We start from the raw sequence: 26,157 nt of genomic DNA, 5'->3' as shown, positions 1-26,157 counted from the left end.
GCCTGATATCCAGGCGCTAAGGAGAAGAGGAATGAGTGAGATAGTGATACGCCACGCCGAACCACGCGATGCAGAACCGTTACGTCAGCTGACTGCGCACCCGGAGGTCTATCACGACACGCTACAGCTTCCTCATCCGGCGATGGAAATGTGGCAGGAGCGGCTACAGCCCCGGCCTAACGGCCACCATCTGGTCGCCAGCATTGATGAGCAGGTCGTCGGCCACCTGATGCTGAGCGTTGAAACCCGTCCGCGCCGCAGCCACGTCGCGACCTTCGGTATGAGCGTGGCGGCGCCCTTTCACGGACGCGGCGTCGGCAGCGCCCTGATGCGCGAGATGATAAACCTGTGCGATAACTGGCTGCGCGTCGAACGCATTGAATTAACGGTCTTCGCTGATAACGCCTCCGCCATTGCCGTCTATCGCAAATACGGCTTTAGCGTTGAAGGTACCGGGCGTAAATTTGCGCTGCGCAACGGCGAGTACGTCGATGCTCTCTTTATGGCGCGCCTGAAAGAGTAGCCCTTCCCAACCCTCTCCCACCCGGGAGAGGGTTAAGATCGCGCTTAGTATCCGGCGGTTAAATCACCCGGCGAACGCGGGTCAGATGCGCCGTACAGCGTGCCGTCCGGGCCGACCATAATGCTTTGCGTACTGCCCATCGCCTCTTTCTGCGCCACCTTCTGCCCTCTTTCCGTCAACAGCTTCAGGGTATCCGGGCTAAAGCCCTTTTCCACCCGCAGCTCATCGGGCAGCCACTGGTGATGGAAGCGCGGCGCGTTGGTAGCTTCCGCCACGTTCATTCCAAAATCGATGGAGTTCACCACCATTTGCAGCACTGTCGTGATAATACGGCTGCCGCCCGGGCTGCCGGTCACCAGCCAGGTTTTGCCATCCTTGACCACAATCGTCGGCGACATTGACGACAGCGGGCGCTTTTTCGGCCCGACGGCGTTGGCGTCGCCGCCCACCAGCCCGTAGACGTTGGGCACGCCGGGCTTGGCCGAGAAATCATCCATCTGATTATTCATCAAAATACCGGAGTTCCCCGCCACAATGCCGGTGCCAAAAGTGGTATTCAGCGTGTAGGTCACCGCCACCGCATTGCCGTCTTTATCCACCACCGAGAAGTGAGTGGTCTGATTGCTCTCGTAAGGCGCCAGCTTGCCCGGGCGGATCTGGCTGGAGGGTTTCGCTTTGTTAATATCGATCTGTTCGGCTATCGATTTGGCGTAGGCCTTGCTGGTCAGCGCCTGCCACGGAACCTTGACAAAATCCGGGTCGCCAAGATACTCCGAGCGATCGGCATAGGCGCGCTTCTCCGCTTCCGCCATCACCTGCATAGCGTCCGCGCTGCCGAAGCCGAACTTATGCATATCGAAGTTTTCGAGGATATTGAGGATCTGCACGATGTGGATCCCCCCGGAGGAAGGCGGCGGCATCGAGAACACCTGGTAGCCGCGGTAGTCGCCGCTTATCGGCGTGCGCTCCACCGCCCGGTAGTTCGCCAGGTCCGCTTTGGTGATCAGCCCGCCGTTTTTTTGCATCTCATCGGCGATCTGATCGGCAATCGCCCCTTTATAAAAGGCGTCCGGTCCGTGCTCGGCGATCAGCTCCAGGCTTTTCCCCAGCTGTTTTTGCACCAGCTTGTCGCCCTTTTTCAGCGGCTCACCGTTTTTCCAGAAGATCGCCCGGCTGTTGGCGTGTTCCGGAATCACCTCGCTGCCGTAGGTCTTCAGGTCGTCCGCCAGCGCATCGTTGACCGTGAAGCCCTCTTCGGCCAGCTTAATCGCCGGGCGGATCACCTTGTTCAGCGGCATGGTGCCGTATTTTTCCAGCGCCAGCGAGAAGCCGGCCACGCTGCCCGGCGTGCCGGAAGCGAGATGCGAGGTCAGCGACTTTTTGCTGTCCGGGTTGCCCTGATCATCGAGGAACATATCGCGGGTCGCCTGCTCCGGCGCCATTTCGCGGAAATCAATGGCCGTCGTTTTGCCATCTTTGGTGCGCAGCATCATAAAGCCGCCGCCGCCAATATTGCCCGCCTGCGGGTGCGTGACCGCCAGCGCATAGCCCACGGCGACCGCCGCATCGACGGCGTTTCCTCCCTGGCGCAAGATATCCACGCCCACGCGGGTGGCCAGCGCGTCAACCGACGCCACCATCCCCTGCCGGGCGCGAACCGGGTGAAAGACGTCCTCTTCAACGCCGTAGGATACGGGAGGCGGGGCGGGACTTGCGGCGACGGTAAAACTCCCGCCCGCCAGCAGCAATGCGATGACCGCCTGACGCCAGAATAGTGTTGTTATCATTGCCATACTCCTGAATGTGTTTTTATCCCTGCATAAGCCTGGTTTATAAGTCCTAAAAAATCATTGTTATGCCGAAAAGGAGATACACTTAAGCGATCCCACGCACGGGAGGAGAGAATAATGAAAGCAATCCTATTTCTGGCGGCGCTGATGCCGTTGACCGTCCTGGCGCAGCCGCTTAATACCACCAACAATCCCAACCAGCCGGGGTATGTCGTCCCCAGCCAGCAGCGGATGCAAAACCAGATGCAGGCCCAGCAGCAGCAGCACCAGAACATGCTCAAGCAGGATATACAGAACCAGACGCGCGCTCAGCAGCAGCATCTGCAGACGCAGCTGAATAACGGCCAGCAGCGCGTATCGCAGAGCGGAAATTTGAACCCGTCGCAGCAGCAGGTGCTGCCGAATAATAACGGTGGCATGCTGCCGCGGCGGGCGGCCCCGTAAAGGCCGCCTGCCGGCGGATTACGGCTGGAAGTTGGGGCCGATGACGTCTATCGCATCGGTACAGATGCTGTCGACACCCCAGCGCAGCAGCTCGGCGGCGCGCTGGGGTTTATTAACGGTATACACCAGAATATGCAGGCCGGCGGCCTTCAGGCTCGCCACCCGTTCTTCATCGAGCAGCTTATGGTTGAGGTGAATCGACACGCAGCCCAGCCAGGCGGTCAGTTCGCGCCAGTCCTCACGCCACTCGTCCAGCAGTAGCCCGCGCGGCAGCTCCGGCGCCGCCTGCTGCGCCGCTTCCAGGGCGTCAATTTCAAACGATGAGAGCAGCGGCGCGGTCATGCCGTACCACAGCTCGCGGGCCGCTAAGGCCACCACCCTGCCGGTCAGCGGGCCGGTGCCGGTGGTGGGCTTAATTTCGATATTGGCCATCATGTTCAGCTTACGGCAGCGCTCCGCCACGGCGGAGAGCAGCGGCAGCGGTTCGCCTTTAAATTCGCGGCCGAACCAGCTTCCCGCATCGACGTTCAGCAGCTCGTGCCACGCCAGCTCGCCCGCCACGCCCCAGCCGTTGCTGGTACGCTCGAGGTTATCGTCGTGCAGCAAAAAGATTTGCCCGTCCTTCGACAGCTTGGCGTCGAACTCGATCATGGTATGACCAAAGCGAGCGCCGGTGTCGATAGCGGCGAGGGTATTCTCCGGCGCCAGCTTTCCGCCGCCGCGATGGGCGACGATATGGGGGTAAGGCCAGTTACTCATGCGCGTTGTCCTGTTTCACCATCAAAGAGGTGCAGATGATCCTGCGGCAGATGCAGCCACAGCGTGCTGCCCGCCGCCGGGCGCTGCTGATGTGGCAGCCTGACGACCAGCTTCTGCTCGCCCCAGCGCCCGTGGGCGAGGTTATCGGCACCTAAAATTTCCAGCGTATCCATCACCAGCGGTACGCCGCCCTCCGTTTCGGGGCCTGCGGCAAAATGCTCCGGACGGATACCGAGGGTCATCTTACGCCCGGCGTGGCGACGATGCTCGCTATTGATCGGCAGGCGCAGGCCGCCTTCCAGTTCAAAACGGCTGCCGTCATCGCTGATGCGGCCGTCCAGCAGGTTCATCGCCGGGCTGCCGATAAAGCTCGCTACAAAGCGGCTGGCCGGCTTTTCATAAACCTCTACCGGCGTGCCAATCTGCTCGGCCACGCCTTTATTCATCACCATCACCCGCTGGGCAAGGGTCATCGCCTCGACCTGATCGTGGGTGACGTACAGCGAGGTGGTTTTCAGCCGCCGGTGCAGCTGCTGAAGCTCCAGGCGCATCTGCACGCGCAGCTTGGCGTCAAGGTTCGACAGCGGCTCATCAAACAGGAATACCGCCGGGTCGCGAACGATGGCGCGGCCCATCGCCACACGCTGGCGCTGGCCGCCGGAGAGTTCGCGCGGGCGGCGCTTGAGCAGGCCATCGAGCTCCAGAATGCGCGCTGCTTCCTGCACCCGCTCGTCAATCAGGCTTTTGCCCATCCCGCGAATTTTCAGCCCCCAGGCCATATTCTCCTCCACGCTCATATGCGGGTAGAGGGCGTAGTTCTGGAACACCATCGCGATGCCGCGATCCTTCGGCTCCATCTCGGTGACGCGCTGGCGGTTAATCCAGATATCGCCGCTGGTCACCCGCTCAAGCCCGGCCACCATCCGCAGCAGCGTCGATTTGCCGCAGCCGGAAGGCCCGACCATTACAATAAACTCCCCGTCCGCGACGTCCAGCGTCAGCGGCTGAATCACCTGGGTTTTGCCATCCCAGCTTTTGGTTACTGCCTGTAGTTTAAGTCCTGCCATTTTATTTCTCACTGTCCACTAAACCGCGCACAAACGCACGCTGCATGGCTAAAACGATAACAACCGGGGGAATCAGCGTCAGCAGCATCGCCGCCATCACCTGATTCCACTGCGTGGTGCCCTCGCCGGTGGCGATCATGCCTTTGATACCCGCCACCGCGGTGCCGAGATTAACGTCCTGAATAATCAGCAGCGGCCACAGATACTGGTTCCAGCCGTAGATAAAGGTGATCACAAACAGCGCCGCGAGATTGGTTTTCGATAGCGGCAGCACGATGTCGCGGAAAAAGCGCATCGGCGAGGCGCCGTCGATGCGCGCCGCTTCAATCAGCTCATCCGGCAGGGTCATAAAGAACTGGCGGAACAGGAAGGTGGCGGTCGCCGAGGCCATCAGCGGCAGCGTCAGGCCGGCGTAGCTATCGAGCATCTTCAGGTTGGCAATCACCTCCACCGTCGGGAAGATTCGCACCTCAACCGGCAGCATCAGGGTGATAAAAATCATCCAGAAGAACAGGTTGCGCAGCGGAAAGCGGAACCAGACGATGGCGAACGCCGACAGCATCGACACCACGATTTTGCCCACCGTAATACTGAACGCCATGATGAAGCTGTTGAGCATCATCAGCCAGAACGGCGCGCTGTTGGCCCCCACGCCCTGTTTCCAGATAATGGCCATATTTTCCAGAAGATGGCCGCCGGGGATCAGCGTCATCGGCGTCTCGAAGACCGCCTTGTTGTCCAGCGTGGCCGCGACAAAAGCGACGTACAGCGGAAACAGAATGACGGCAATCCCCGCAATCAGCATGGTGTGGCTGAAAATCGTCAGCCCGGGGCGGTTCTCAATCATTGGTAGCGCACCTTACGTTCAACATAGCGGAACTGAACCACCGTCAGCACAATCACCAGCATCATCAGCACCACCGACTGCGCGGCGGAAGCGGAGAGATCGAGCCCGGCAAAACCTTCACGGTAGATCTTATAAATCAGCGTCGTCGTCGCCTGAACCGGACCGCCGGCGGTGGCGGCATCGATAACCGGGAAGGTATCGAAGAAGGCGTAAACCAGGTTAACGACCAGCAGGAAGAAGCTCACCGGCGCAATCAGCGGCAGCGCCAGCTTGAAGAAGCGGCGGATCGGACCGGCCCCGTCAATTGCCGCGGCTTCCACCAGCGAGCGCGGGATCGACTGCAGCGCGGCAAAGAAGAACAGGAAGTTGTAGCTAATCTGCTTCCATACCGACGCAAACACCACGAGGAACATCGCCTGGCCGCTGTTTTGCGCGTGGTTCCAGTCGTAGCCCATCTCGGCGAGGAAATGGGTGATCAGCCCGCGCCCCGGGTTAAAGAGGAAAATCCACAGCACCGCGGCGACCGCGGGCGCGACGGCGTAGGGCAGCAGCATCAGCGTCTGATAAAGGCGGCTGCCGCGTATCACGTAGTCGACCAGCGCGGCGAAGAACAGCGAAACGATCAGACCGCTGAACGTCACCAGCGAGCTGAACTTGATGGTGGTCCAGAATGAGTCCAGATAGTACGGGTCGTGAAACAGAGTGACGAAGTTATCCAGGCCGACGAACTGGCTGGAGAGACCAAAAGGATCGACGCTCTGCAGCGAATACCACAGCGCTTCGCCGGCGGGCCAGATAAAGAAAATAATGGTGATAATCAGCTGCGGCGCAACCAGCAGATAGGGCAGCCAGCGCGAGCGGAATACCGGACGGGTTGATGACATGAGGTTACTCTTTTGCTCAATGAGGCCAAATGATTCGCTGTTGGCGGCGATCGCCAAAGGCAGAATCCCCCGGTAAGCGCAGCGCTACCGGGGAACGTCCGTTGTATCTACTGCCCTGAATCAATCGGCATCAATACGTTACGACTTAGTCGACTGCTCGAAACGACGCAGCAGCTGGTCACCGCGCTCAACCGCTGAATCCAGCGCCTGCTGCGGGGTTTTCTTGCCGGTCCATACGCTTTCCAGCTCCTCGTCCACAACGTTGCGGATCTGCGGCATATTGCCCAGGCGCAGGCCTTTGGTGAACGGCAGCGGCGGCTTGTTCAGCATCTGACGGGTGGCGATATCGGCGCCGGGGTTCTTATCATAGAAGCCCTGCTGACGGGTCAGATCGTAAGCGGCGGTAGTGATCGGCAGATAGCCGGTTTTCTGGTGCCATTCCGCAGCGATTTCCGGTTTTGTGAGGAACTCGAGGAATTTCGCCACCCCGGTGTAGGTCTCTTTATCTTTGCCCTGCATGACCCACAGGCTCGCCCCACCGATAATGGCGTTCTGCGGCGCGCCCTTAACGTCGGCATCGTACGGCATCATGCCGACGCCGTAGTTGAATTTGGCGTACTGGCGGATATCAGCCAGCGAACCGGAGGAGGCGGTGGTAATCGCGCAGTCGCCGTTATAGAACTTCTCGGTGGACTCGTCTTTACGCCCGAAATAGCTGAAGTCGCCCTTCTTGTTCATCGCTTCCAGCATGGTGATATGCTTCACCTGCTCCGGCTTGTTGAACTCCAGAACCGCGTCGGTACCGTCGAAGCCGTTGTTCTTAGTGGCCACCGGCAGACCGTGCCAGGCGCTGAAGTTCTCAATCTGAATCCAGCCCTGCCAGCCGCTGGCGTAGCCGCACTTCATTCCGGCGGCCTTCAGCTTCGCGGTATAGGCGGCCAGATCCTGCCAGGTTTTCGGCGGCTGCTCCGGGTCTAAGCCGGCTTTTTTGAAGGCGTCTTTGTTGTAGTACAGCACCGGAGTGGAGCTGTTAAACGGCTGGGAGAGCAGATGGCCGGTTTTAGAATCGGTGTAGTAGCCGGAAACGGTCGGCACGAACTGCGACTCATCAAACTTAATGCCCGCATCGGTGAAGACCTGATACACCGGCTTGATGGCCTTCGACGCCATCATCGTCGCGGTGCCCACTTCATAAACCTGGAGGATCGCCGGGGCGTTGCCGGTACGGAATGCGGCGATACCGGCGCTCAGGCTCTGCTCGTAGTTACCTTTGTACACCGGCGTAATTTTGTAATCCGGATTGGCTTCGTTGAAACGCTGCGCCAGAGAATCAACTTCCTTACCCAGCTCCCCTTCCATTGAGTGCCAGAACGGAATGGTAGTTACTGCGAGGGCCTGGCCGGCAAATGCCAGGCTAAGCGCCAGTCCTAAAGCCGTATGTCGTAACGATATCATCGGTTATCTCTCTTGTTGTTCCAGATGCGCGATTTCACGCGTTTGATGTTCGCGGGGGTAACATGACATGCTCGAATTACAGAAAAATAACTCTTTTATTACAAAAAAAAGATAGTAAGGCGTCAGAGAGATGGCAAGACGATGAAAGATCGGAGACTGGAAAGTGGGAGCTGCGACACGTCAAGGGGATATCCCGGCCGGGTGGCCGGGAATTAGCGTGAAAGGATTGGATTATCCTCCCAGATAGGCACTACGCACCGCTTCGTTAGCCAGCAGGGCATCGCCCGTATCCTCAAGCACCACGTGGCCGTTTTCCAGCACGTAGCCGCGATCGGCGAGCTTCAGCGCCTGGTTGGCGTTCTGCTCAACGAGGAAAATGGTCATTCCCTGCTCGCGCAGCTGTTCGATGGTGTTGAAAATCTGCTGAATAATAATCGGTGCCAGGCCCAGAGAAGGCTCATCAAGCAACAGCAGGCGCGGCTGGCTCATCAGCGCGCGGCCAATCGCCAGCATCTGCTGTTCGCCGCCGGACATGGTGCCCGCGCGCTGGATGCGGCGCTCAAGCAGACGCGGGAACAGTTCGTATACCCACTTAATGCGGGTCTGGAACTGGTCACGGTCGGCAAAGAAGCCGCCCATCGCGAGGTTCTCTTCAACCGTCATACGCGAGAAGACGCGACGCCCTTCCGGAACAATCGCCACCGCTTCACGCATGATTTTCGCGGTCTGCCAGTCGGTAATATCATTACCGTCAAACACCACCTTTCCGCTGCTGGCGCGCGGGTCGCCGCACAGGGTGCCAAGCAGCGTGGTTTTACCCGCGCCGTTGGCGCCAATCAGGGTCACAATCTCACCCTGATTGATATGCAGGCTGACGTTATGCAGCGCCTGAATCTTGCCGTAGTGGGCGCTTACGTTGTCAAAAGATAACATCACTTTTTCCATGCTTATGCCTCACCAAGGTATGCGCGGATCACGTCCGGGTTGTTGCGGATCTCTTCCGGCGTTCCGTTGGCCAGCGGCGTGCCCTGGTTTACCACGTAAATGCGATCGGAAATGCCCATCACCAGCTTCATATCGTGCTCAATCAGCAGGATGGTGGTGTTGTGATGACTGCGCAGCTCGGCGATCAGCTCGTCGAGCTCCTTGGTCTCTTTGGGGTTCAGACCCGCCGCCGGTTCGTCGAGCATCAGGATTTCCGGCTGCGTCACCATGCAGCGGGCGATCTCCAGCCGCCGCTGATCGCCGTAGGCGAGGTTGCTGGCCTGGCGGTTAGCCTGCTCCAGCAGGCCGATACGCTCGAGCCAGGCGGCGGCGCGATCCAGCGCTTCGCTCTGCGCGCGGCGGAAGGTCGGCGTTTTCAGCAGCCCGGAGAAGACGCCGGTTTTCAGCTGCTGATGCTGCGCCACCAGCAGGTTTTCAATCACCGTCATCTCGCGGAACAGGCGCACGTGCTGGAAGGTACGCACGACGCCCATGCGGGCAATCTGCTGACCCGGCAGCCCTTCCAGGTGCTGGTCGCGCAGCATAATCGAACCGCCGGTCGGCTTATAGAAGCCGGTGAGGCAGTTAAACACCGTGGTCTTCCCGGCGCCGTTAGGGCCGATCAGCGAAACAATTTCCTGCGGGCGCAGCTCGAGCGACACGTTGTTGACCGCCAGCAGGCCGCCAAAGCGCATCATCAGGCCGCTTACGGATAATAATGGCTGACTCATGCCTGCTCTCCTTTGGCCTGACCTTTTTTCAGCTTCAGCTGCGGGCGCGTCATCGGCAGCAGACCCTGCGGACGCCAGATCATCATCAGCACCATCAGACCGCCCAGCATCAGCATGCTGTATTCGTTGAAATCACGCATCAGCTCGCGCGATACCACCAGTAAAATAGCCGCCAGAATGACCGCGAACTGCGAGCCCATTCCGCCCAGCACGACGATGGCCAGCACGAAGGCCGACTCGGCGAAGGTAAAGGATTCCGGACTAACGAAGCCCTGGCGGGCGGCAAACAGCGTCCCGGCGAAACCGGCAAACGCGGCGCTGATGGTAAAGGCGGTCAGCTTGATGCGCGTCGGATTGAGGCCCAGAGAACGGCAGGCAATCTCATCTTCACGCAGCGCTTCCCACGCGCGGCCCAGCGGCATGCGCAGCAGGCGGTTAATCACGAACAGCGAGAGGACCACCAGCAGCAGCGCCACCAGGTAGAGGAAAATCACCCGATCGCTGGGGTCGTATTTGACGCCAAAGAAGTTGCTGAAGGTATCCCATCCGCCTTCGCGCGCGCTGCGGCTAAACTCGAGGCCAAACAGCGTCGGCTTAGGGATCTGGCTGATGCCGTTCGGGCCGCCGGTTACCTCGGTGTTATTGAGCAGTAAAATACGCACGATTTCACCGAAGCCGAGGGTCACGATCGCCAGATAGTCACCGCGCAGGCGCAGCACCGGGAAGCCCAGCAGGAAGCCCGCGGCGGCCGAGACCAGCCCCGCCAGCGGCAGGCAGGTCCAGAAGCCGAGGCCGTAATAGTGGTTCAGCAGCGCGAAGGTATAGGCGCCGATAGCGTAGAAGCCGCCGTAGCCGAGCACCAGCAGGCCGGACAGCCCCACCACCACGTTCAGCCCCAGGCCGAGGATGATGTAAATCATGGTCAGGGTGGCGATATCCACCGTGCCGCGCGATACCATAAACGGCCACGCGACGGCGATGACCAGCAGCGCCACCAGGAACAGCTTCTGCTTAACCGTCGACCCGTCGATGGCCGGCAGAATAAACTTCGGCCCGGAGACGTTTTTCAGGGTTTTCTGGAACAGCGGGCGCATCAGCTGGAAGAGGAAGACCACCGCCGTGCCGATGAAGATCCACTGCCAGCGGATATCCGCCGCGGTATCCACGACCAGCCGGGTGCCGTCCAGCTCCAGCTGCACGCCCATAAAGACGCCAGCCAGAATAAAGAACATCACCGCAGAGAGCAGCGCCATTGCAATATGCATCGGTTTCATACTTTCTCAACCTCCGGGCGACCGAGGATGCCGGTAGGCATCACTAACAGCACCAGAATCAGCAGCGCGAAGGAGACCACGTCTTTATATTCGGTGCTGAGATAGGCGGAGGAGAGCGCTTCGGCGATCCCCAGAATCAGGCCGCCGATCATCGCGCCAGGAATACTGCCGATACCGCCCAGTACCGCGGCGGTAAAGGCTTTCATCCCGGCCATAAAGCCAATATAGGGGTTGATAACGCCGTAGAACTGGCCGAGCAGTACCCCGGCGACCGCCGCCATCGCGGCGCCGATAACAAAGGTCAGGGCAATCACGCGATCGGTGTTAATGCCCAGCAGGCTGGCCATCTTCAGGTCTTCCGCGCAGGCGCGGCAGGCGCGGCCCATGCGCGAGTAGCGGATAAACAGCGTCAGCGCCAGCATCGCCACAAAGGTGACGATCCAAATCACCAGCTGCATGGTGGTGATCGTAGCAGAGAAGTTTTCGCTGCTGCCCACCGTCCACTGGCCGTTAAACAGGCTCGGCAGCGCCACGTCGCGCGACCCTTCCGTCAGGCTGACGTAGTTTTGCAGGAAGATTGACATCCCGATAGCGGAAATCAGCGCAATCAGGCGCTTGGAGCTGCGTACCGGTCGATAGGCCACGCGTTCAATGCTCCAGCCATAGGCGCTGGCAATAATGATCGCCCCGACGAATCCGGCGGCAACCAGCAGCCAGCCGGTGTCGATGCCCATCATCATCAGCGCGGCAATGATCATGAAGGAGACGTAGCTGCCTATCATATACACCTCGCCGTGGGCGAAGTTAATCATGCCAATAATGCCGTATACCATCGTGTAACCGATGGCGATCAGCGCATAGGTACTGCCCAGCGTGACGCCGTTAAACATCTGCTGCAGAAAGTAGAGAAACTGCTCGGACATAAGGTAACCTTTCTAAACCCGACAAGGCGGGATGTTGAATCCCACTCTCAACGACTCGAGCGGCGGACGGACGGCAAACTTTCCCCTCCCCGGGAGCTCCGGGGCGGATAAGCGTCGGCGACGCATCCGCGGCTCAAACCATGACGAGTGGTTGTCTTATTTTGCGGCCGAGGATGACCCATCCGCGTGCCACTGGAAGACACCAAACTCAAATCCCTTCAAATCGCCTTTTTCGTCCCAATTCAGCGGCCCAATCACGGTTTTCGCGCCGTGAGCTTTCAGATCTTTGATTAAGTCCAGCGGCTCCTGGCTGCTGCTTCTGTCCATCGCCTGGGCTAAGGACTGCACGGCAGCGTAGGTAATCCAGACGTACGGCCCGCTCGGATCTTTTTTCTCCGCTTTCAGCGCGTCAACGATAGCGCCGTTTGCCGGATCCTGGTCATAGCGTTTTGGCATCGTCACCAGCATGCCTTCCGCCGCGGCGCCCGCGATATTAGACAGCGAGGCATTGCCCACGCCCTCAGGACCCATAAAGACGGTTTTCAGCCCGTTGGCCCGCGCCTGGCGCAGCATCTGGCCCATTTCCGGGTAATAGCCGCCGTAGTAGACGAAATCAATATTCTCTTTCTGCAGGCGAGAAAGCAGCGCCGAGAAGTCTTTCTCACCGGCGGTAATCCCGTCGAAGAAGACGATGTTGGCGTTGCCTTTTTTCAGATTCTCCTGGACCGAACGCGCCAGGCCTTCACCGTACTGCTGCTTGTCATGAATGATAGCAATACGCTGCGGTTTAACCTTTTCCAGAATATATTTTGCGGCGGTCGGCCCCTGCGAGGAGTCGAGGCCGGCGGTGCGCATGATGTACTGATAGCCGCGCTGGGTCAGCTCGGGGTTAGTGGCCCCCGGAGAGATCATCAGAATGCCTTCATCTTCGTAGATATCCGAAGCCGGCTGCGTTGAGGAGGAGCAGAGGTGGCCGATAACGTATTTAATCCCTTCGTTAACGATTTTGTTCGCCACCGCGACGGCCTGTTTCGGGTCGCAGGCATCGTCGAACTCCACGCCAACCAGCTTATCGCCCTTAACCCCGCCCTGGGCGTTAATATCTTTAATTGCCTGACGCGCGCCGTTGAACTCCATATCGCCCCATTGCGCTACCGGGCCAGACATCGCGCCAACGACGGCGACTTTTATCTCTTTGGCAATTACCGCGTGCGACATGGTCAGTGCGACTAATCCCGCAATGATTGTTTTCGCATTCCTTTTCATGCTTCAGAACCCCGTTCGTGATTTGGTGTAAATATTTTGTATTTTTATGGTTAAAAAGCATTCTGTGCTTTTATTAAACAACGCTACTTTTACCATGATCTTTAATGGTTTAGCGCAGTTTTTTACCTGAAACCAGATTAAAATCTCTATTTTTCAGGCGATTAAGCAGAGATAATATTCTGTATTAACCAGAAGATAAACAAAAAAAGACCCGTTTCCAGCATAAAATAACGATACATATGGCGGAATAAAACGCTGCATTTTAGGTTAAAACTCTGCTTATTTTTCGATCCATGACGTATTGCGCTAGCCTGCCCGTACCAGGAAAACGAATCACCTGATGAAGTCGCCAAAAACAGCGCTCCGCCGGGGAGTCATTTTCGGTACACTGGCGCATCCGTTTTGACTGGACTTGCCGCACATGAAACTGACCATTATTCGTTTAACGCACTTCAGCGATCAGGATCGCATTGATTTAGGGAAAATCTGGCTATCGCGCGATCTGGCCGAGGTTCCCGTGGATGAGAGCCACGCTATTTACGCCGCCCGCTTTAACGAGCGCCTGCTGGCCGCCGTTTGCGTGACCTTAGACGGCGCCGAGGGCGAGCTGAGCGCGCTTTGCGTGCGTGAAGTCACCCGTCGTCGCGGCGTCGGGCAGTATCTGCTGGAAGAAGTGCTGCAAAGAAATCCACAAATCATTCGCTGGCGGATGGCGAATAGCGACATTGAAGACCCACGCGTCATGTCAGCGTTTATGCAGGCCCTGGGCTTCAGCGCCCATGACGGCGGTTGGGAAAAGCATTAAAAACGCAGCGGGAGAATCCCGGATAGCGGCACATCACACCTTATCCGGGCGATGATTGCTTCAGCTTATTCAGCATGACCTTTATCCAGGCAACGATATCACTCTCATTTCACCCATAACCACCCTCTTTTCCAGGTAGCAAATTGACCATTCATTTAACCAGGATTTTTCTCTTATCCGGCCTACAAATTGACAATTTATTTAACCGAGAATTTCGCGCTACAGGCAGGCGGCAAGCTCTGAAATCCCCGGAAGCTTACATTAGTAAGTGACCGGGGTTGAGGAGCGCAGCCAACGCACCTGTAGCGTGAAAGGCGAAGGTTAAATTATTTGGCGTCGGTGGCGGTGCCATCCGCATGCCAGGTAAACACGCCGAACTCGAAGCCTTTCAGGTCGCCCTTCTCATCCCATGACAGCGGTCCCATCACGGTATCAACGGAGTTTGCCTTCAGGTATTTCGCAATGGCCGACGGGTCTTCAGACTGGTTCAGGCCCGCCTGCAGCGACTGGATCGCCGCGTAGGTAGTCCAGACAAACGCGCCGCTCGGATCCTGTTTTTTCGCCTTGATGGCGTCAACGATCGGTTTGTTCGCCGGCACCTGGTCGTAGTTCTTCGGTTTGGTGACCAGCATGCCTTCAGCGGACTGACCGGCAATGTTAGACAGGGAAACGTTCGCTACGCCTTCCGGTCCCATAAACTGCGTTTTCAGGCCGGCCGCACGCGATTGACGCAGAATCTGTCCCATTTCCGGGTGATAGCCGCCGTAGTAGACGAAGTCGATATTCTCTTTCTTCAGGCGCGCCACCAGCGTGGAGAAATCTTTCTCACCGGCGGTAATACCGTCAAAGAACACGACGTTAGCGCCGCCTTTTTTCAGGCCATCCTGCACCGCACGCGCCAGGCCTTCGCCATATTGCTGCTTGTCATGCACGATCGCGATACGCTGAGGTTTAACTTTATCGATGATATATTTCGCCGCCGTCGGGCCCTGGTCAGAATCAAGGCCGGTGGTGCGCAGAATCATTTTATATCCGCGCGCGGTCAGCTCCGGCGCCGTTGCGGCCGGGGTGATCATCAGAATGCCTTCGTCTTCATAGATATCGGACGCCGGCTGGGTAGAAGAGGAGCATAAGTGGCCGATCACGTACTTAATGCCGTCGTTGACGACCTTGTTGGCCACCGCTACCGCCTGTTTCGGGTCGCAGGCGTCATCATATTTTACGATTTGCAGCTTATTGCCTTTGATGCCGCCCTTCGCGTTAATATCGCTAACCGCCTGCTCAGCGCCGGTAAACTCCTGATCGCCATACTGCGCCACCGGGCCAGACATCGCTCCCACTACGGCAATTTTGATATCTTCCGCCAGCGCTGCGTTGCTCATTATCAAGGCGATACATCCTGCCAGTAACGCTTTACCCTTCATATTCATCCTGAAGCTCCCCACTATTATGGTTTTTTGCATTTGTTGTGATGTTGTTTTTTAGCGCATTATTCTAATTAATCACATAAGAAAAGCATATGATAGCTAGATTAAGGTCTGCCGCTCGCGCCTTTGCAGCACACTATGCTAGAACATATGCCATTTTTCAGAATTTGAAACAACAATTTTTTAGGTTATGTAACAGTTATGTGACTGAAGCAGAACGCCACTCCGCAGAGTGGCGAGATGTGAGGTTACGCGGCCAGCGCGCGCTGGATAATCGTCAGCGCCTGGCGGAATTGCGCATCGGGGATGGTTAGCGGGTAGAGGAAGCGGATAACGTTGCCGTAAACGCCGCAGGTCAGCAGCAGCAGCCCTTCAGCCAGAGCGCGCTGCTGGACGGTCTGGGCGAACGCGCTCGACGGCTCGCCGGTTTGCGGATCGAAAAACTCTACCGCAATCATCGACCCCCGCCCGCGGACGTCGGCAATCTGCGGGCACGTCGCTTTAGCCTGCTCAAGGACTTCAACCAGATGGTGGCCGAGCTCGTTTGCCCGCTGGCAAAGCTGCTCTTCGGCGATCACATCCAGCACCGCGTGGGCGGCGGCAATCGCCAGCGGGTTGCCGGCGTAGGTTCCGCCGAGACCGCCCGGCGCCGGGGCATCCATCACCTCCGCCCGCCCGGCAACCGCCGACAGCGGCATTCCGCCCGCCAGGCTTTTCGCCATGGTTATCAGGTCTGGCTGCACGCTATGGTGCTCCATCGCAAACAGCTTGCCGGTTCGCCCAAAGCCGGACTGCACCTCATCCGCAATCAGCAGGATGCCGTGGGTATCGCACAGCGCGCGCAGCGCCTGCATAAACCCAGCTGGCGCAACGTTAAACCCGCCCTCGCCCTGCACCGGCTCAATAACGATGGCCGCCACCTGATCCGCGGCGATATCGGCTTTGAAGAGGCGCTCGAGGCTTTTTATCGCCTCTTCGCTGCTGACGCCGTGCAGCGAATTGGGGTACTGAGCGTGGAAAACGGAACCCGGGAACGGACCGAAGCCGATTTTATAGGGAGCCACCTTACCGGTCAGCGCCATCGTCATGTAGGTTCGGCCGTGGAAAGCGCCGCCAAAGGTGATGATTCCCGGGCGGCGGGTCCAGGCGCGGGCAATTTTGACCGCATTCTCTACCGCTTCCGCGCCGGTAGAGAAGAAGGCCGTTTTCACGGCGCCGGAGACCGGAACCAAAGCGTTGATGCGTTCCGCCAGCGTGACGTAGCCGGCGTAGGGGACAATCTGATAGGCCGTATGGGTAAAGGCCTCCAGCTGCGAGGCCACCGCGGCGACAACTTTGGGATGCCGGTGCCCGGTATTAAGCACCGCAATTCCCGCCGCGAAATCGATAAACTCCCGGCCTTCGATATCCCACAGCGTGGCGTTCTCGGCCTTTTGCGCGTAGAAATCGCACATCACGCCCACGCCGCGCGGCGTCGCCTGCTGGCGACGCTGATTAAGATCGTTATTTTTCACCCGCCTTCTCCCTTCATGAATTGAGTAAGCCATGCCTCTCTAAAAACAATAGCGCCTGCCCGGCATTCAAGCCCAGCGGAAGAAGAAATTAATATGGCAGAAGCGTGGAGGGATAAAAAACAAAAAGCCCCGCTGGGGTAGCGAGGGCTTCTTTTGGTACCGATCGGATTTACGCTTCGATGGCGGTACGCAGTTTCTTCATGGCGTTCTTTTCAAGCTGGCGCACGCGCTCGGCCGATACACCGTAGCGATCCGCCAGCTCCTGCAGCGTGGACTTGTTGTCTTCATCCAGCCAGCGGGCGCGAATAATATCCTGGCTACGCTCGTCCAGGCCCTGCATCGCGTCGGTCAGCTTGTTTGCCGCCTGCTCTTCCCAGTTATCGTCTTCAATGCCGTCGGCAAAGTTGGACGTTTTATCCTGCAGATAGAGCACCGGCGCCATCGGCTGGCTATCGGACTCGTCGTCCGACGACATGTCGAAGGTCATGTCCTGCGCCGCCATACGCGATTCCATCTCGCGCACGTCTTTGCTCGACACGCCCAGCTCGCGGGCCACCATTTCGACTTCATCCTGGTTAAACCAGCCCAGACGCTGCTTGGTTTTACGCAGGTTAAAGAACAGCTTACGCTGGGCTTTGGTAGTCGCGACTTTCACAATACGCCAGTTACGCAGAACGTATTCGTGAATTTCGGCCTTGATCCAGTGCACGGCAAAAGAGACCAAGCGCACGCCGACTTCCGGATTAAAACGGCGTACGGCTTTCATCAGGCCGATGTTGCCTTCCTGAATCAGGTCCGCCTGCGGCAGGCCATAGCCCGAGTAGTTACGAGCAATATGAACAACAAAGCGCAGGTGAGACAGGATCAGCCTTTTCGCTGCTTCCAGATCGCCCTGGTAATGCAGCTTTTCAGCAAGCTCCCGCTCTTCATCGGCCGATAACATCGGCCATGTGTTCGCAGCCCGGATATAGGATTCCAGGTTACCAACGGGGGCTAAGGCTAAAGTTTGCATATCTTTGGTCATTCAAATCCTCTCAATCGATATCGTCTGGCGCGACAGTTCCCGCTTAGACAGCCGGGCAACAAACATGCCAGCGTTTATGAGCAACGAGAATATCACCCACATTAGTATCAGACAGTGATTTTATCCACAAGTTCCATGCAACGGTGTGAATACATTACGCACAAAATGTGACATGGAGATGAAGCGTAGGGAAGAGACGACCGGGACTCTTTCCCTGCAGAGAGACATTCAGTCAGTGCAGGGAAAGATTATACCAGAAAATTTTTAATCGGGAGTAAAGTGACGTAAATGTTGCACCGTCGCCAGCCAGGCCGCGACCCAGCCGATCATCGAGCAGACGATCAGCATCAGCAGACACTCGTCGAAGCCTAAGCCGCTGAGCTCAAACTGAGTACCGAACACTTTCGCTACTTCCGTTACCGCCGATGACAGGCGCATCACCATAATCTCCGACAGGATCAGCGACAGGAACGCGCCGCAGAAGCCCAGCAGCGCGCCGCCGTAGAGGAACGGACGCAGGATAAAACCGTCGGTCGCGCCAATCAGCTTCTGCACGTTAATGGTGTCGCGGCGGGCAAAGATGCTCAGACGCACGCTGTTGCCGATCACCAGGAACACGGCGGCCACCATCAGCACGCCGATCAGCGCCGAGACGCGGCCAACCAGCCCGGTCAGCGAGGAGAGGCGCGCAAACCAGCTGTCATCCATACGGACTTCGTCGATTCCCTGGATATGCTTAATCCGATCGCGCAGGGTGTTGAGCGAGTCGGTTCCCTGAAAATCCAGCTTCGGCACGACAATCGCCACCGCCGGCAGCGGGTTCTCTTCCAGCATATCCAGCGCGCCGCCAAAGCCGGACCAGTTGCGGAACTCGCCTAAAGCTTCATCCCGCGACAGATAGTTGACCTTCTCCACGCCCTGCTCTGCCTGCAGCTGCCCGACCACCCGCGCCGCGGCGTCATCGTCCAGCGTCTTCTCCAGATAAACGGTGATCTGCGGCGATGGATAGTACTGCGATGCCGCGCTGTTCACGTTTTTGTACACCATGTAGCACACGCTCGGCAGCGTCAGCGAAATGGCGATAACCATGACGGTCAGGAAGGTCGCCAGCGGCGTGCTTTTCAGATCCTGAACCGCGCCGTGCCAGGCGTAGCGCACCTGCTCATTGAAAACGTTACTTTTACGAGAAGCCGGATTCGGCGCCGCTTTCGGCCGCTTCGGCGCATTGCGCCCGCCGCCTGCCCCTGCGGCATTGCGGATGCGGTCAAATCGGCTGCCAAACTGGCGAATGTGGTTTATTGCGTCGCGCTTATTCACCCCAGTGGCCTCCGTGCATATGCCCGTCGCTCAGGGTCAGCATGCGATACGAACGACTGGAGATCAGCCCCAGGTCGTGCGTCGCCATCAGAACCGTGACCCCTACGCGGTTAAACTCTTCAAACAGACGTAAAATCCCCTCCGAGAGCGCCTCATCGAGGTTACCGGTCGGTTCATCCGCCAGCAGCACCGCCGGCTTGTTCACCACCGCCCGGGCGATGCCCACGCGCTGCTGCTCGCCGCCGGAGAGTTGGATAGGAAGATTTTTCGCTTTGTCCAGCAGCCCGACTTTATCCAGCGCGGCCGATACCCGGCGGCGAATATCGTCGCCGCTGGCGCCGGCAATAATCAGCGGGATCGCCACGTTATCAAACACCGTGCGATCCATCAGCAGGTGGTGATCCTGGAAAATCATGCCGATCTGGCGGCGCAAAAACGGCACCTCGCGGCTCTTCAGGCGGCTGATATCGTGGCCGCCGAACAAAATTTTGCCGGCGCTCGGCCGCTCGATGCCGCAGATAAGCTTGAGCAGGGTACTTTTCCCCGCGCCGGAGTGGCCGGTCAGGAACGCCATCTCGCCCGACTGCAGGTGGAAGTTCACCCCCTGCAGCGCTTGTCTCCCACCGAGATAGGCTTTGCTGACTTGTTCAAAGCGAATCATTATTAATCCTCTCGGGCAAAAAGTGCCTCAATAAAGTCGCCCGCGTTAAACGGACGTAGATCCTCAATACGTTCACCAACGCCAATATAGCGAATCGGAATGCCGAACTGGTCAGCGACCGAGAAGATAACCCCACCTTTCGCGGTGCCGTCCAGTTTGGTCAGCGTGATGCCGGTCAGGCCAACGGCCTCATGGAACAGTTTGGCCTGGCTAATCGCGTTCTGCCCGGTGCTGGCATCAATTGTCAGCATCACTTCATGCGGCGCATTTTCATCCAGCTTCTTCATCACGCGGACGATTTTCTTCAATTCTTCCATCAGGTGCGATTTATTCTGCAGACGGCCCGCCGTATCGGCAATCAGGACGTCAACGTTGCGCGCCCTGGCGGCCTGAATGGCGTCGAAAATAACCGAAGCCGAGTCCGCGCCGGTATGCTGCGCAATCACCGGAATATTATTCCGCTGACCCCAGACCTGCAGCTGCTCGACCGCGGCGGCGCGGAAGGTATCCCCGGCGGCCAGCATCACCGATTTGCCCTGCTGCTCAAACTGACGCGCCAGCTTGCCGATGGTGGTGGTTTTACCCACGCCGTTAACGCCAACCATCAGAATAACAAACGGCGTTTTCCCTTCAACGTTCAGCGGCTCGTCAACCTTAGCCAGAATATCGCCCATCTCTTCTTTCAACAGGCCATACAGCGCTTCGGCATCGCGGAGCTGCTTGCGGCTGGCGCCTTCGGTAAGGTGGCTAATAATCTTACGCGTCGTTTCCACGCCCACGTCGGCAATCAGCAGCTGCTCTTCCAGCTCGTCAAAGAGATCATCATCTATTTTTTTGCCGCGGAACAGACTGATAAATCCGGAACCGAGGTTCTGTTTGGTTTTAACCAGGCTGCGCTTGAGTCGGGCGAAGAAACCCTCTTTCGTCGGCTTTTCCTGCTCGATCTGAGCGGCTTCCTGCGGCTCGTCCTCTTCCTCGGCTTCCGCCGCCAGCGCCTGGGCTTCCAGCTCATCGTCCGACAGCGCAGGTTCGTCCTCAATCAGCGCCTCTTCCACGACGGCGGCCTGCGGTTGGGCGATAATTTCTTCCGGCAGCTGTTCAACAAGCGCTTCAGCAACCGCCGGCTGAGCAATCACCTCTTCCACCAGCGGCTCTTCTACCGGCGCTTCTTCGACGACGACCGGTGCAGCTTCCGGCTCTACGACAGCCGGCTCGGCGGCAAGTTCTTCCGTCGCTTCGCTAACGGCCGGCACAGCGTCTATCGCTGCCGCCGGCTGAACCGCCTCTTCCACGATGCTTTCTGCGACCGGATGAGGCTGCTCGCTTTCGACAACCTGTTCGGTAACCTCAACCACCTCAGCGGCAAAGGCCTCCGGGTCCGCTTGCTCCGGCGCCGGGGCGCGCTCCGTTTCGGCCTCAGGTGCAACGACGGCCTCAGCCGGCGCTTCCACGGCAGGAGCCTGCTCCGCAGCGTCCTGCTGCCCTTCTACTTTTTGCTCAACTTCCGTTTCCGGCGCCTGCTCTTTTTGTCCAAAGCCCAGCCAGGAAAAGAAGCCACGTTTTTTCTCTTTCGCCATTTGCGACTACACTCCTCGCTGATTATTCATGGCACAGCTTCGGCATATTCGGTCGCGGAAGCTGAAAAATAATGAAATTAGTCAGATAGTCTATCACTTAACGTAACGCGCATCACCGCCCCCGGATTAAGGTTTCGTCATCCGCCTTCGATCGCTAGAATAGCAGGCTGGAAGTTGAGACTTGAGCAGAGAGATGAAGAAACCAAACCACGCAGGCAGCGGCCAGATCCGCATTATCGGCGGACAGTGGCGGGGCCGAAAGCTACCGGTGCCGGAGAGCCCGGGCCTGCGCCCGACCACCGACCGGGTTCGTGAAACCCTTTTTAACTGGCTGGCGCCGTCTATGGTTGACGCGCTCTGCCTGGACTGCTTTGCCGGCAGCGGCGCGCTGGGGCTGGAGGCGCTTTCCCGCTACGCGGGCAGCGCCACGCTGCTGGAGATGGAGCGCGGCGTTGCCCAACAGCTGCAGAATAACCTGGCGACCCTGAAAGCCGGCAACGGCACGGTGGTCAACGCCAATACCCTGACCTGGCTTAATCAGCCCGGCACGCCGCACCAGATAGCGTTCGTCGATCCGCCTTTTCGCAAAGGGCTGCTGGAAGAGACGCTGCGGCTGCTGGAGAACAACGGCTGGCTCGCCGATGAGGCGCTGATCTACGTCGAGAGCGAAGTCGAAAATGGCCTACCGCCGGTACCGGAAAACTGGCACCTGTATCGTGAGAAAGTGGCCGGACAGGTTGCCTACCGCCTCTATCAACGAGAGGCACAAGGAGAAAAGAATGCTGATTAATCTGGGCCGGGCACTGATGCTGTGCGTATGGGCGTTTTTGCTGTTAAACCTGTTTCAGCCTTTCCCTAAGCCGCTGAATATTTTCGTCAACGTCGCGCTGATCTTTATGATCCTGATGCACGGCCTGCAGCTGACGCTGCTGAAGGCTACTCAGCCGAAAGATGCGCCGCCGCTGGGCCGCTTCGAGCAGGTGCGCATTTTTATCTTCGGCGTGTTCGAGCTGGTCGCCTGGCAGAAAAAGCTCAAGGCCACCCTGCGTAAGAAGTGATGGCGGCAGGCTCAGGGATCTGGCGTAAACGCGACGAACCTTGAGCCTCTGTAGCTCAGCACTCCCCTGTCACCCACGCTAAGCGCATAATACTGCGCCTCTTCGAGACGAAAACTGACTTCGAGCCCGCCGGTTTCCGGCCTGAAGCTGGCGTCATAGCGCATCTCGCTGCCGGCCGGAGCGACGGTTTGCTGGCGCGAGCGGCGATCGTTAATCACTCTTTCCCGCTTATTGCTCACCACTACCTGCCTTTGCAGCAGCGGCGCAGCGTCGTTGTCTCTATTTTCCCGTCGCTGCTGCGCGTAGCGCACCGATGCCGCTATCACAATGATGGCCACGACAATAATAAAAAACAGCGGGATCTTGCCCATTCGTCTTACTCCCAGGAATTCTCAGGAATCAGCATACCGCGCCTTGATTAACGTTGTCATCTGCCCGCCCGAGCCACTACACTGAGTTTTAGTACCATCAGTACAACTACTTATACCCTATGCATGGCGGGTTGCGGCCCGCAAGGCGAGGGGTATAGCGATAACAGATACAGGGACTCACTATGCTTTGGTCGTTTATTGCTGTCTGTTTTTCCGCATGGCTTTATGTCGATGCGTCCTACCGTGGACCAACCTGGCAACGCTGGTTGTTTAAACCCGTCACGCTGATTCTGCTGCTGCTCCTTGCCTGGCAGGCGCCGATGTTCAACGCCATCAGCTATCTGGTGCTGGCCGGCCTGTGCGCCTCGCTGGTCGGCGACGCGCTGACCCTGCTGCCGCGCCAGCGGGTGATGTACGCCGTCGGCGCCTTCTTCCTTTCGCACCTGCTCTATACCATCTGGTTTGCCAGCCAGATGACGCTGTCATTTTTCTGGCCGCTGCCGCTGGTGCTGCTGGTCGTTGGCGCGCTGCTGCTGGCAATTATCTGGAGCCGGCTGGAAGAGATGCGTCTGCCGGTCTTCACCTTTATCGGCATGACGCTGGTGATGGTCTGGCTGGCGGGAGAGCTGTGGTTCGTGCGCCCGACCGATACCGCCCTCTCCGGCTTTATCGGCGCCGCCTTCCTGCTGCTGGGCAATATTGTCTGGCTGGTCAGCCACTATCGCCGCCGCTTTCGCGCCGATAACGCCATTGCCGCCGCGTTCTACTTCGCCGGACACTTCCTGATCGTGCGCGCGCTATACCTCTAATTTAACCCTTGACTCTGGAGTCGACTCCAGAGTGTATCCTCTGGGCAATGAGAAAATTATCATTACCCGGAGGGTGTCATGTCGACTCCAGAAGCTCAGGACAAAAAAGTCCCCCAGTTCTCGTCATTCACATTAAAACCCGTAGCCGCACAGCCCGACGACTGCTGTACGGATGCCTCCTGCGCGGCGAAAACCCGCGAAGAGCCCCTGAACGATGCGCGCTACAGCTGGCTGGTCGACGGCATGGACTGCGCCGCCTGCGCCCGCAAGGTTGAGAACGCGGTACGCCAGGTGCCGGGCGTCAGCCAGGTGCAGGTGCTGTTTGCCACGGAAAAGCTGCTGGTGAACGCCGGGAGCGATATCCGCCCGCAGGTAGAAAGCGCGGTACGCTCGGCGGGCTACAGGCTGCGCGATGAAGATGCTCCGCAGCAGGAAACCTCCCGGCTGCGGGAGAATCTGCCGCTGATAACCCTGGTGCTAATGATGGCCCTGAGCTGGGGGCTGGAGCAGTTTAACCATCCCTTCGGCGAGCTGGCCTTCGTTGCCACTACCCTCGTTGGCCTGTGGCCGGTCGCGCGCCAGGCGCTGCGGCTGATCAAAAGCGGCAGCTGGTTCGCCATCGAGACTCTGATGAGCGTCGCCGCCATCGGCGCGCTGTTTATCGGCGCCACCGCCGAAGCCGCGATGGTGCTGCTGCTGTTCCTGATCGGCGAACGCCTTGAAGGCTGGGCCGCCAGCCGCGCTCGCCAGGGCGTCAGCGCGCTTATGGCCCTCAAGCCCGATACCGCCACGCGGGTCCGCGACGGCGTGCGGGAAACCGTCGCCCAGCGCGACCTGCGCCCCGGCGATCTGATTGAGGTCGCCGCCGGCGGGCGCCTGCCCGCCGATGGTCGGCTGATGACGCCGTTTGCCAGCTTCGATGAGAGCGCGTTAACCGGCGAATCGGTCCCGGTGGAGCGCAGCTCCGGCGAGCGCGTGGCGGCGGGCGCCACCAGCGTTGACCGTCTGGTGCAGCTGACGGTTATCTCCGAACCCGGCGACAGCGCGATCGATCGTATCCTCAAGCTGATTGAGGAAGCCGAAGAGCGGCGGGCGCCCATTGAGCGCTTTATCGATCGCTTTAGCCGTATTTATACCCCGGCCATTATGCTCGTCGCCCTGCTGGTGGCTATCGTACCGCCGCTGTTTTTTGCCGGCGCCTGGCTGCCGTGGATCTATAAGGGGCTGACGCTGCTGCTGATCGGCTGCCCGTGCGCGCTGGTCATTTCCACTCCGGCGGCAATCACCTCCGGGCTGGCGGTCGCGGCCCGTCGCGGCGCGCTGATTAAGGGCGGCGCCGCGCTTGAGCAGCTCGGGCAGGTTCGCCAGGTCGCCTTTGATAAAACCGGCACCCTGACCGTCGGCCAGCCGCGCGTGAGCGCGACGATTGTCACCGCCGACATCGATGAGAACGGCCTGCTGGCGCTGGCCGCCGCGGTGGAGCAGGGCTCCAGCCATCCGCTGGCCCAGGCCATCGTCCGCGAAGCGCAGCAGCGGGGGCTGAATCTCCCTGTCGCCAGCGGCCAGCGGGCGCTGGCCGGTTCCGGCATAGAAGCCGAAGTCGAAGGCCGTCGGGTGCTGATTTGCGCGGCGGGTAAAGGGGCGGCGGCAGAGTACGAAGAGCAGATTCGGCAGCTGGAGAGCGCCGGACAGACGGTGGTGCTGGTGCTGCGTGAGGATCTCCTGCTCGGCATTCTGGCGCTGCGCGATACCCTACGCGACGACGCCCGCCAGGCGGTGGACGCGCTGCGTCAGCTCGGCGTACAGGGGGTGATCCTCACCGGCGATAACCCGCGCGCGGCGGCGGCCATCGCCGGAGAGCTGGGGCTGACGTTCCGCGCCGGGCTGCTGCCTGCCGATAAGGTCACGGCGGTGATGGCGCTCAACGCCGAAGCGCCGCTGGCGATGGTCGGCGACGGCATCAACGACGCGCCGGCGATGAAGGCGGCCACCATCGGCATTGCGATGGGCAGCGGCACCGACGTGGCGCTGGAGACCGCCGATGCGGCGTTAACCCATAACCGCTTAACCGGCCTCGCGCAGATGATTTCGCTGGCCCGCGCCACCCACGCCAATATCCGGCAGAACATTGCCATAGCGCTGGGTCTGAAGGGGATTTTCCTGGTCACCACGCTGCTCGGCCTGACCGGACTGTGGCTGGCGGTGCTGGCGGATACCGGCGCCACGGTGCTGGTCACCGCCAACGCCCTGCGGCTGCTGCGCCAGAAGTAGCCGGGACGCTCCCCGGCGGCGCAGAGCTTACCGGGGAGCTCAGTGGTTTTTGCGAATCAGATAGCGGTAAGGCAGAGCGCTAATCTCCTGGGCAACCAGCTCATGCTCCATAAACCGGCAAAAACCGGGAATATCGCGGGTTGTCGCCGGATCGTCGGCGATAATCAGCAATGTCTCGCCCACCGGCATCGTGCGCACGGCCTTGCGCACCATCATTACCGGCTCCGGGCAGCGTAGACCCTGGGCATCCAAAGTGTGGTCAGGAGTGGAAAAAAGTTCGCTCATTATCATCTCACGTCAACAAAACGGCCCTAGTTTACCGCCCCCCGCACGCGACGCAAGCCAGGTTAACGTTTGCGCGAAAAACAACCGTTGC

At 59.0% G+C, this 26,157-nt stretch carries 26 protein-coding genes; 7 read left to right on the top strand and 19 right to left on the bottom strand.

All coding sequences use genetic code 11. The features are described 5' to 3' along the window. The first annotated feature begins 43 nt into the window (after positions 1–43). Positions 44–523: an N-acetyltransferase gene (yhhY, locus tag AC1M2H_RS01730; RefSeq protein WP_480151820.1), complete on the top strand. Its 480-nt coding sequence runs from the start codon at positions 44–46 to the stop codon at positions 521–523. 44 nt (positions 524–567) lie between these two features. Here yhhY and ggt read toward each other — a convergent pair whose 3' ends face one another. Next, positions 568–2,310: a gamma-glutamyltransferase gene (gene ggt / locus AC1M2H_RS01725; RefSeq protein ID WP_480150070.1), complete on the bottom strand. Its 1,743-nt coding sequence runs from the start codon at positions 2,308–2,310 to the stop codon at positions 568–570. A gap of 120 nt (positions 2,311–2,430) precedes the next feature. Here ggt and AC1M2H_RS01720 point away from each other — a divergent pair, with 120 nt between their 5' ends. After that, the gene (locus AC1M2H_RS01720) at positions 2,431–2,757 is read left to right on the top strand and encodes a DUF2756 family protein (RefSeq protein WP_480150069.1); all 327 of its coding nucleotides are present in this window, start codon (positions 2,431–2,433) and stop codon (positions 2,755–2,757) included. An 18-nt stretch (positions 2,758–2,775) separates the two neighbouring features. Here AC1M2H_RS01720 and ugpQ read toward each other — a convergent pair whose 3' ends face one another. The 10 genes from ugpQ to livK all read right to left on the bottom strand — a co-directional run bounded on the left by ugpQ (position 2,776) and on the right by livK (position 12,947). Beyond that, positions 2,776–3,516, bottom strand: a complete 741-nt coding sequence (gene ugpQ / locus AC1M2H_RS01715) for a glycerophosphodiester phosphodiesterase (protein ID WP_480150068.1) — start codon at positions 3,514–3,516, stop codon at positions 2,776–2,778. Then, positions 3,513–4,583, bottom strand: coding sequence for a sn-glycerol-3-phosphate import ATP-binding protein UgpC (locus AC1M2H_RS01710; protein ID WP_331850229.1), 1,071 nt, complete (start codon positions 4,581–4,583; stop codon positions 3,513–3,515). Before AC1M2H_RS01710 ends, ugpQ begins: the two co-directional genes overlap by 4 nt. A gap of 1 nt (position 4,584) precedes the next feature. After that, positions 4,585–5,430 (bottom strand): sn-glycerol-3-phosphate ABC transporter permease UgpE, encoded by an 846-nt coding sequence (ugpE, locus tag AC1M2H_RS01705; protein WP_480150067.1) that lies wholly within the window; start codon positions 5,428–5,430, stop codon positions 4,585–4,587. After that, positions 5,427–6,314, bottom strand: coding sequence for a sn-glycerol-3-phosphate ABC transporter permease UgpA (gene ugpA, locus AC1M2H_RS01700; RefSeq protein WP_480150066.1), 888 nt, complete (start codon positions 6,312–6,314; stop codon positions 5,427–5,429). Before ugpA ends, ugpE begins: the two co-directional genes overlap by 4 nt. Positions 6,315–6,452: 138 nt before the next feature. Next, positions 6,453–7,769, bottom strand: coding sequence for a sn-glycerol-3-phosphate ABC transporter substrate-binding protein UgpB (gene ugpB, locus AC1M2H_RS01695; RefSeq protein WP_480150065.1), 1,317 nt, complete (start codon positions 7,767–7,769; stop codon positions 6,453–6,455). Between the two features lie 231 nt (positions 7,770–8,000). Then, positions 8,001–8,714, bottom strand: coding sequence for a high-affinity branched-chain amino acid ABC transporter ATP-binding protein LivF (gene livF, locus AC1M2H_RS01690; RefSeq protein WP_480150064.1), 714 nt, complete (start codon positions 8,712–8,714; stop codon positions 8,001–8,003). A gap of 2 nt (positions 8,715–8,716) precedes the next feature. After that, on the bottom strand, positions 8,717–9,484 hold the full coding sequence (gene livG, locus AC1M2H_RS01685) for a high-affinity branched-chain amino acid ABC transporter ATP-binding protein LivG (protein WP_041143048.1): 768 nt from the start codon (positions 9,482–9,484) through the stop codon (positions 8,717–8,719). Further along, positions 9,481–10,758, bottom strand: a complete 1,278-nt coding sequence (gene livM / locus AC1M2H_RS01680; RefSeq protein WP_480150063.1) for a branched chain amino acid ABC transporter permease LivM — start codon at positions 10,756–10,758, stop codon at positions 9,481–9,483. The genes livG and livM overlap by 4 nt, the downstream gene beginning before the upstream one ends. Beyond that, on the bottom strand, positions 10,755–11,681 hold the full coding sequence (gene livH / locus AC1M2H_RS01675) for a high-affinity branched-chain amino acid ABC transporter permease LivH (RefSeq protein WP_426813917.1): 927 nt from the start codon (positions 11,679–11,681) through the stop codon (positions 10,755–10,757). The genes livM and livH overlap by 4 nt, the downstream gene beginning before the upstream one ends. A gap of 156 nt (positions 11,682–11,837) precedes the next feature. After that, complete coding sequence (gene livK / locus AC1M2H_RS01670) at positions 11,838–12,947, bottom strand: high-affinity branched-chain amino acid ABC transporter substrate-binding protein LivK (RefSeq protein WP_480150062.1); 1,110 nt, start codon at positions 12,945–12,947, stop codon at positions 11,838–11,840. A gap of 421 nt (positions 12,948–13,368) precedes the next feature. Here livK and panM point away from each other — a divergent pair, with 421 nt between their 5' ends. After that, complete coding sequence (gene panM, locus AC1M2H_RS01665) at positions 13,369–13,752, top strand: aspartate 1-decarboxylase autocleavage activator PanM (RefSeq protein ID WP_480150061.1); 384 nt, start codon at positions 13,369–13,371, stop codon at positions 13,750–13,752. 326 nt (positions 13,753–14,078) lie between these two features. Here the strand turns inward: panM and livJ are convergent, their stop codons facing one another. The 6 genes from livJ to ftsY form a co-directional block, all read right to left on the bottom strand. Continuing rightward, complete coding sequence (gene livJ / locus AC1M2H_RS01660) at positions 14,079–15,182, bottom strand: branched chain amino acid ABC transporter substrate-binding protein LivJ (protein ID WP_480151819.1); 1,104 nt, start codon at positions 15,180–15,182, stop codon at positions 14,079–14,081. Between the two features lie 245 nt (positions 15,183–15,427). Continuing rightward, entirely contained in the window at positions 15,428–16,693 is a 1,266-nt protein-coding gene (locus tag AC1M2H_RS01655; RefSeq protein ID WP_480150060.1) for a 4-aminobutyrate--2-oxoglutarate transaminase, read from the bottom strand. A gap of 169 nt (positions 16,694–16,862) precedes the next feature. Then, positions 16,863–17,717 (bottom strand): RNA polymerase sigma factor RpoH, encoded by an 855-nt coding sequence (rpoH, locus tag AC1M2H_RS01650; RefSeq protein WP_041143056.1) that lies wholly within the window; start codon positions 17,715–17,717, stop codon positions 16,863–16,865. 264 nt (positions 17,718–17,981) lie between these two features. Continuing rightward, the gene (ftsX, locus tag AC1M2H_RS01645) at positions 17,982–19,034 is read right to left on the bottom strand and encodes a permease-like cell division protein FtsX (protein WP_480150059.1); all 1,053 of its coding nucleotides are present in this window, start codon (positions 19,032–19,034) and stop codon (positions 17,982–17,984) included. After that, entirely contained in the window at positions 19,027–19,695 is a 669-nt protein-coding gene (gene ftsE, locus AC1M2H_RS01640) for a cell division ATP-binding protein FtsE (RefSeq protein WP_004868565.1), read from the bottom strand. Before ftsE ends, ftsX begins: the two co-directional genes overlap by 8 nt. A 2-nt stretch (positions 19,696–19,697) precedes the next feature. Then, complete coding sequence (gene ftsY / locus AC1M2H_RS01635; RefSeq protein ID WP_480150058.1) at positions 19,698–21,272, bottom strand: signal recognition particle-docking protein FtsY; 1,575 nt, start codon at positions 21,270–21,272, stop codon at positions 19,698–19,700. 193 nt (positions 21,273–21,465) lie between these two features. On the opposite strand from ftsY, the gene rsmD reads away from it, so the two are divergent. Next, positions 21,466–22,062: a 16S rRNA (guanine(966)-N(2))-methyltransferase gene (gene rsmD, locus AC1M2H_RS01630; RefSeq protein ID WP_480150057.1), complete on the top strand. Its 597-nt coding sequence runs from the start codon at positions 21,466–21,468 to the stop codon at positions 22,060–22,062. Next, positions 22,052–22,330: a DUF1145 family protein gene (locus tag AC1M2H_RS01625; protein ID WP_480150056.1), complete on the top strand. Its 279-nt coding sequence runs from the start codon at positions 22,052–22,054 to the stop codon at positions 22,328–22,330. Before rsmD ends, AC1M2H_RS01625 begins: the two co-directional genes overlap by 11 nt. 11 nt (positions 22,331–22,341) lie before the next feature. Here AC1M2H_RS01625 and AC1M2H_RS01620 read toward each other — a convergent pair whose 3' ends face one another. After that, positions 22,342–22,692, bottom strand: a complete 351-nt coding sequence (locus tag AC1M2H_RS01620; protein WP_480151818.1) for a DUF2500 domain-containing protein — start codon at positions 22,690–22,692, stop codon at positions 22,342–22,344. 191 nt (positions 22,693–22,883) lie between these two features. Between AC1M2H_RS01620 and AC1M2H_RS01615 the strand changes: the two genes are divergently transcribed. Both AC1M2H_RS01615 and zntA read left to right on the top strand, forming a co-directional pair. Then, positions 22,884–23,510, top strand: a complete 627-nt coding sequence (locus AC1M2H_RS01615; protein WP_480150055.1) for a lysoplasmalogenase — start codon at positions 22,884–22,886, stop codon at positions 23,508–23,510. A gap of 78 nt (positions 23,511–23,588) precedes the next feature. Further along, entirely contained in the window at positions 23,589–25,781 is a 2,193-nt protein-coding gene (gene zntA, locus AC1M2H_RS01610; protein ID WP_480150054.1) for a Zn(II)/Cd(II)/Pb(II) translocating P-type ATPase ZntA, read from the top strand. Positions 25,782–25,820: 39 nt separating this feature from the next. On the opposite strand, the gene tusA is transcribed toward zntA, so the two are convergent. Next, positions 25,821–26,066 (bottom strand): sulfurtransferase TusA, encoded by a 246-nt coding sequence (gene tusA, locus AC1M2H_RS01605; protein ID WP_095102993.1) that lies wholly within the window; start codon positions 26,064–26,066, stop codon positions 25,821–25,823. Positions 26,067–26,157 lie beyond the last annotated feature (91 nt).

Source organism: Klebsiella sp. F11, assembly GCF_056712265.1.
This window is presented reverse-complemented; position numbering and strand designations above follow the sequence as displayed.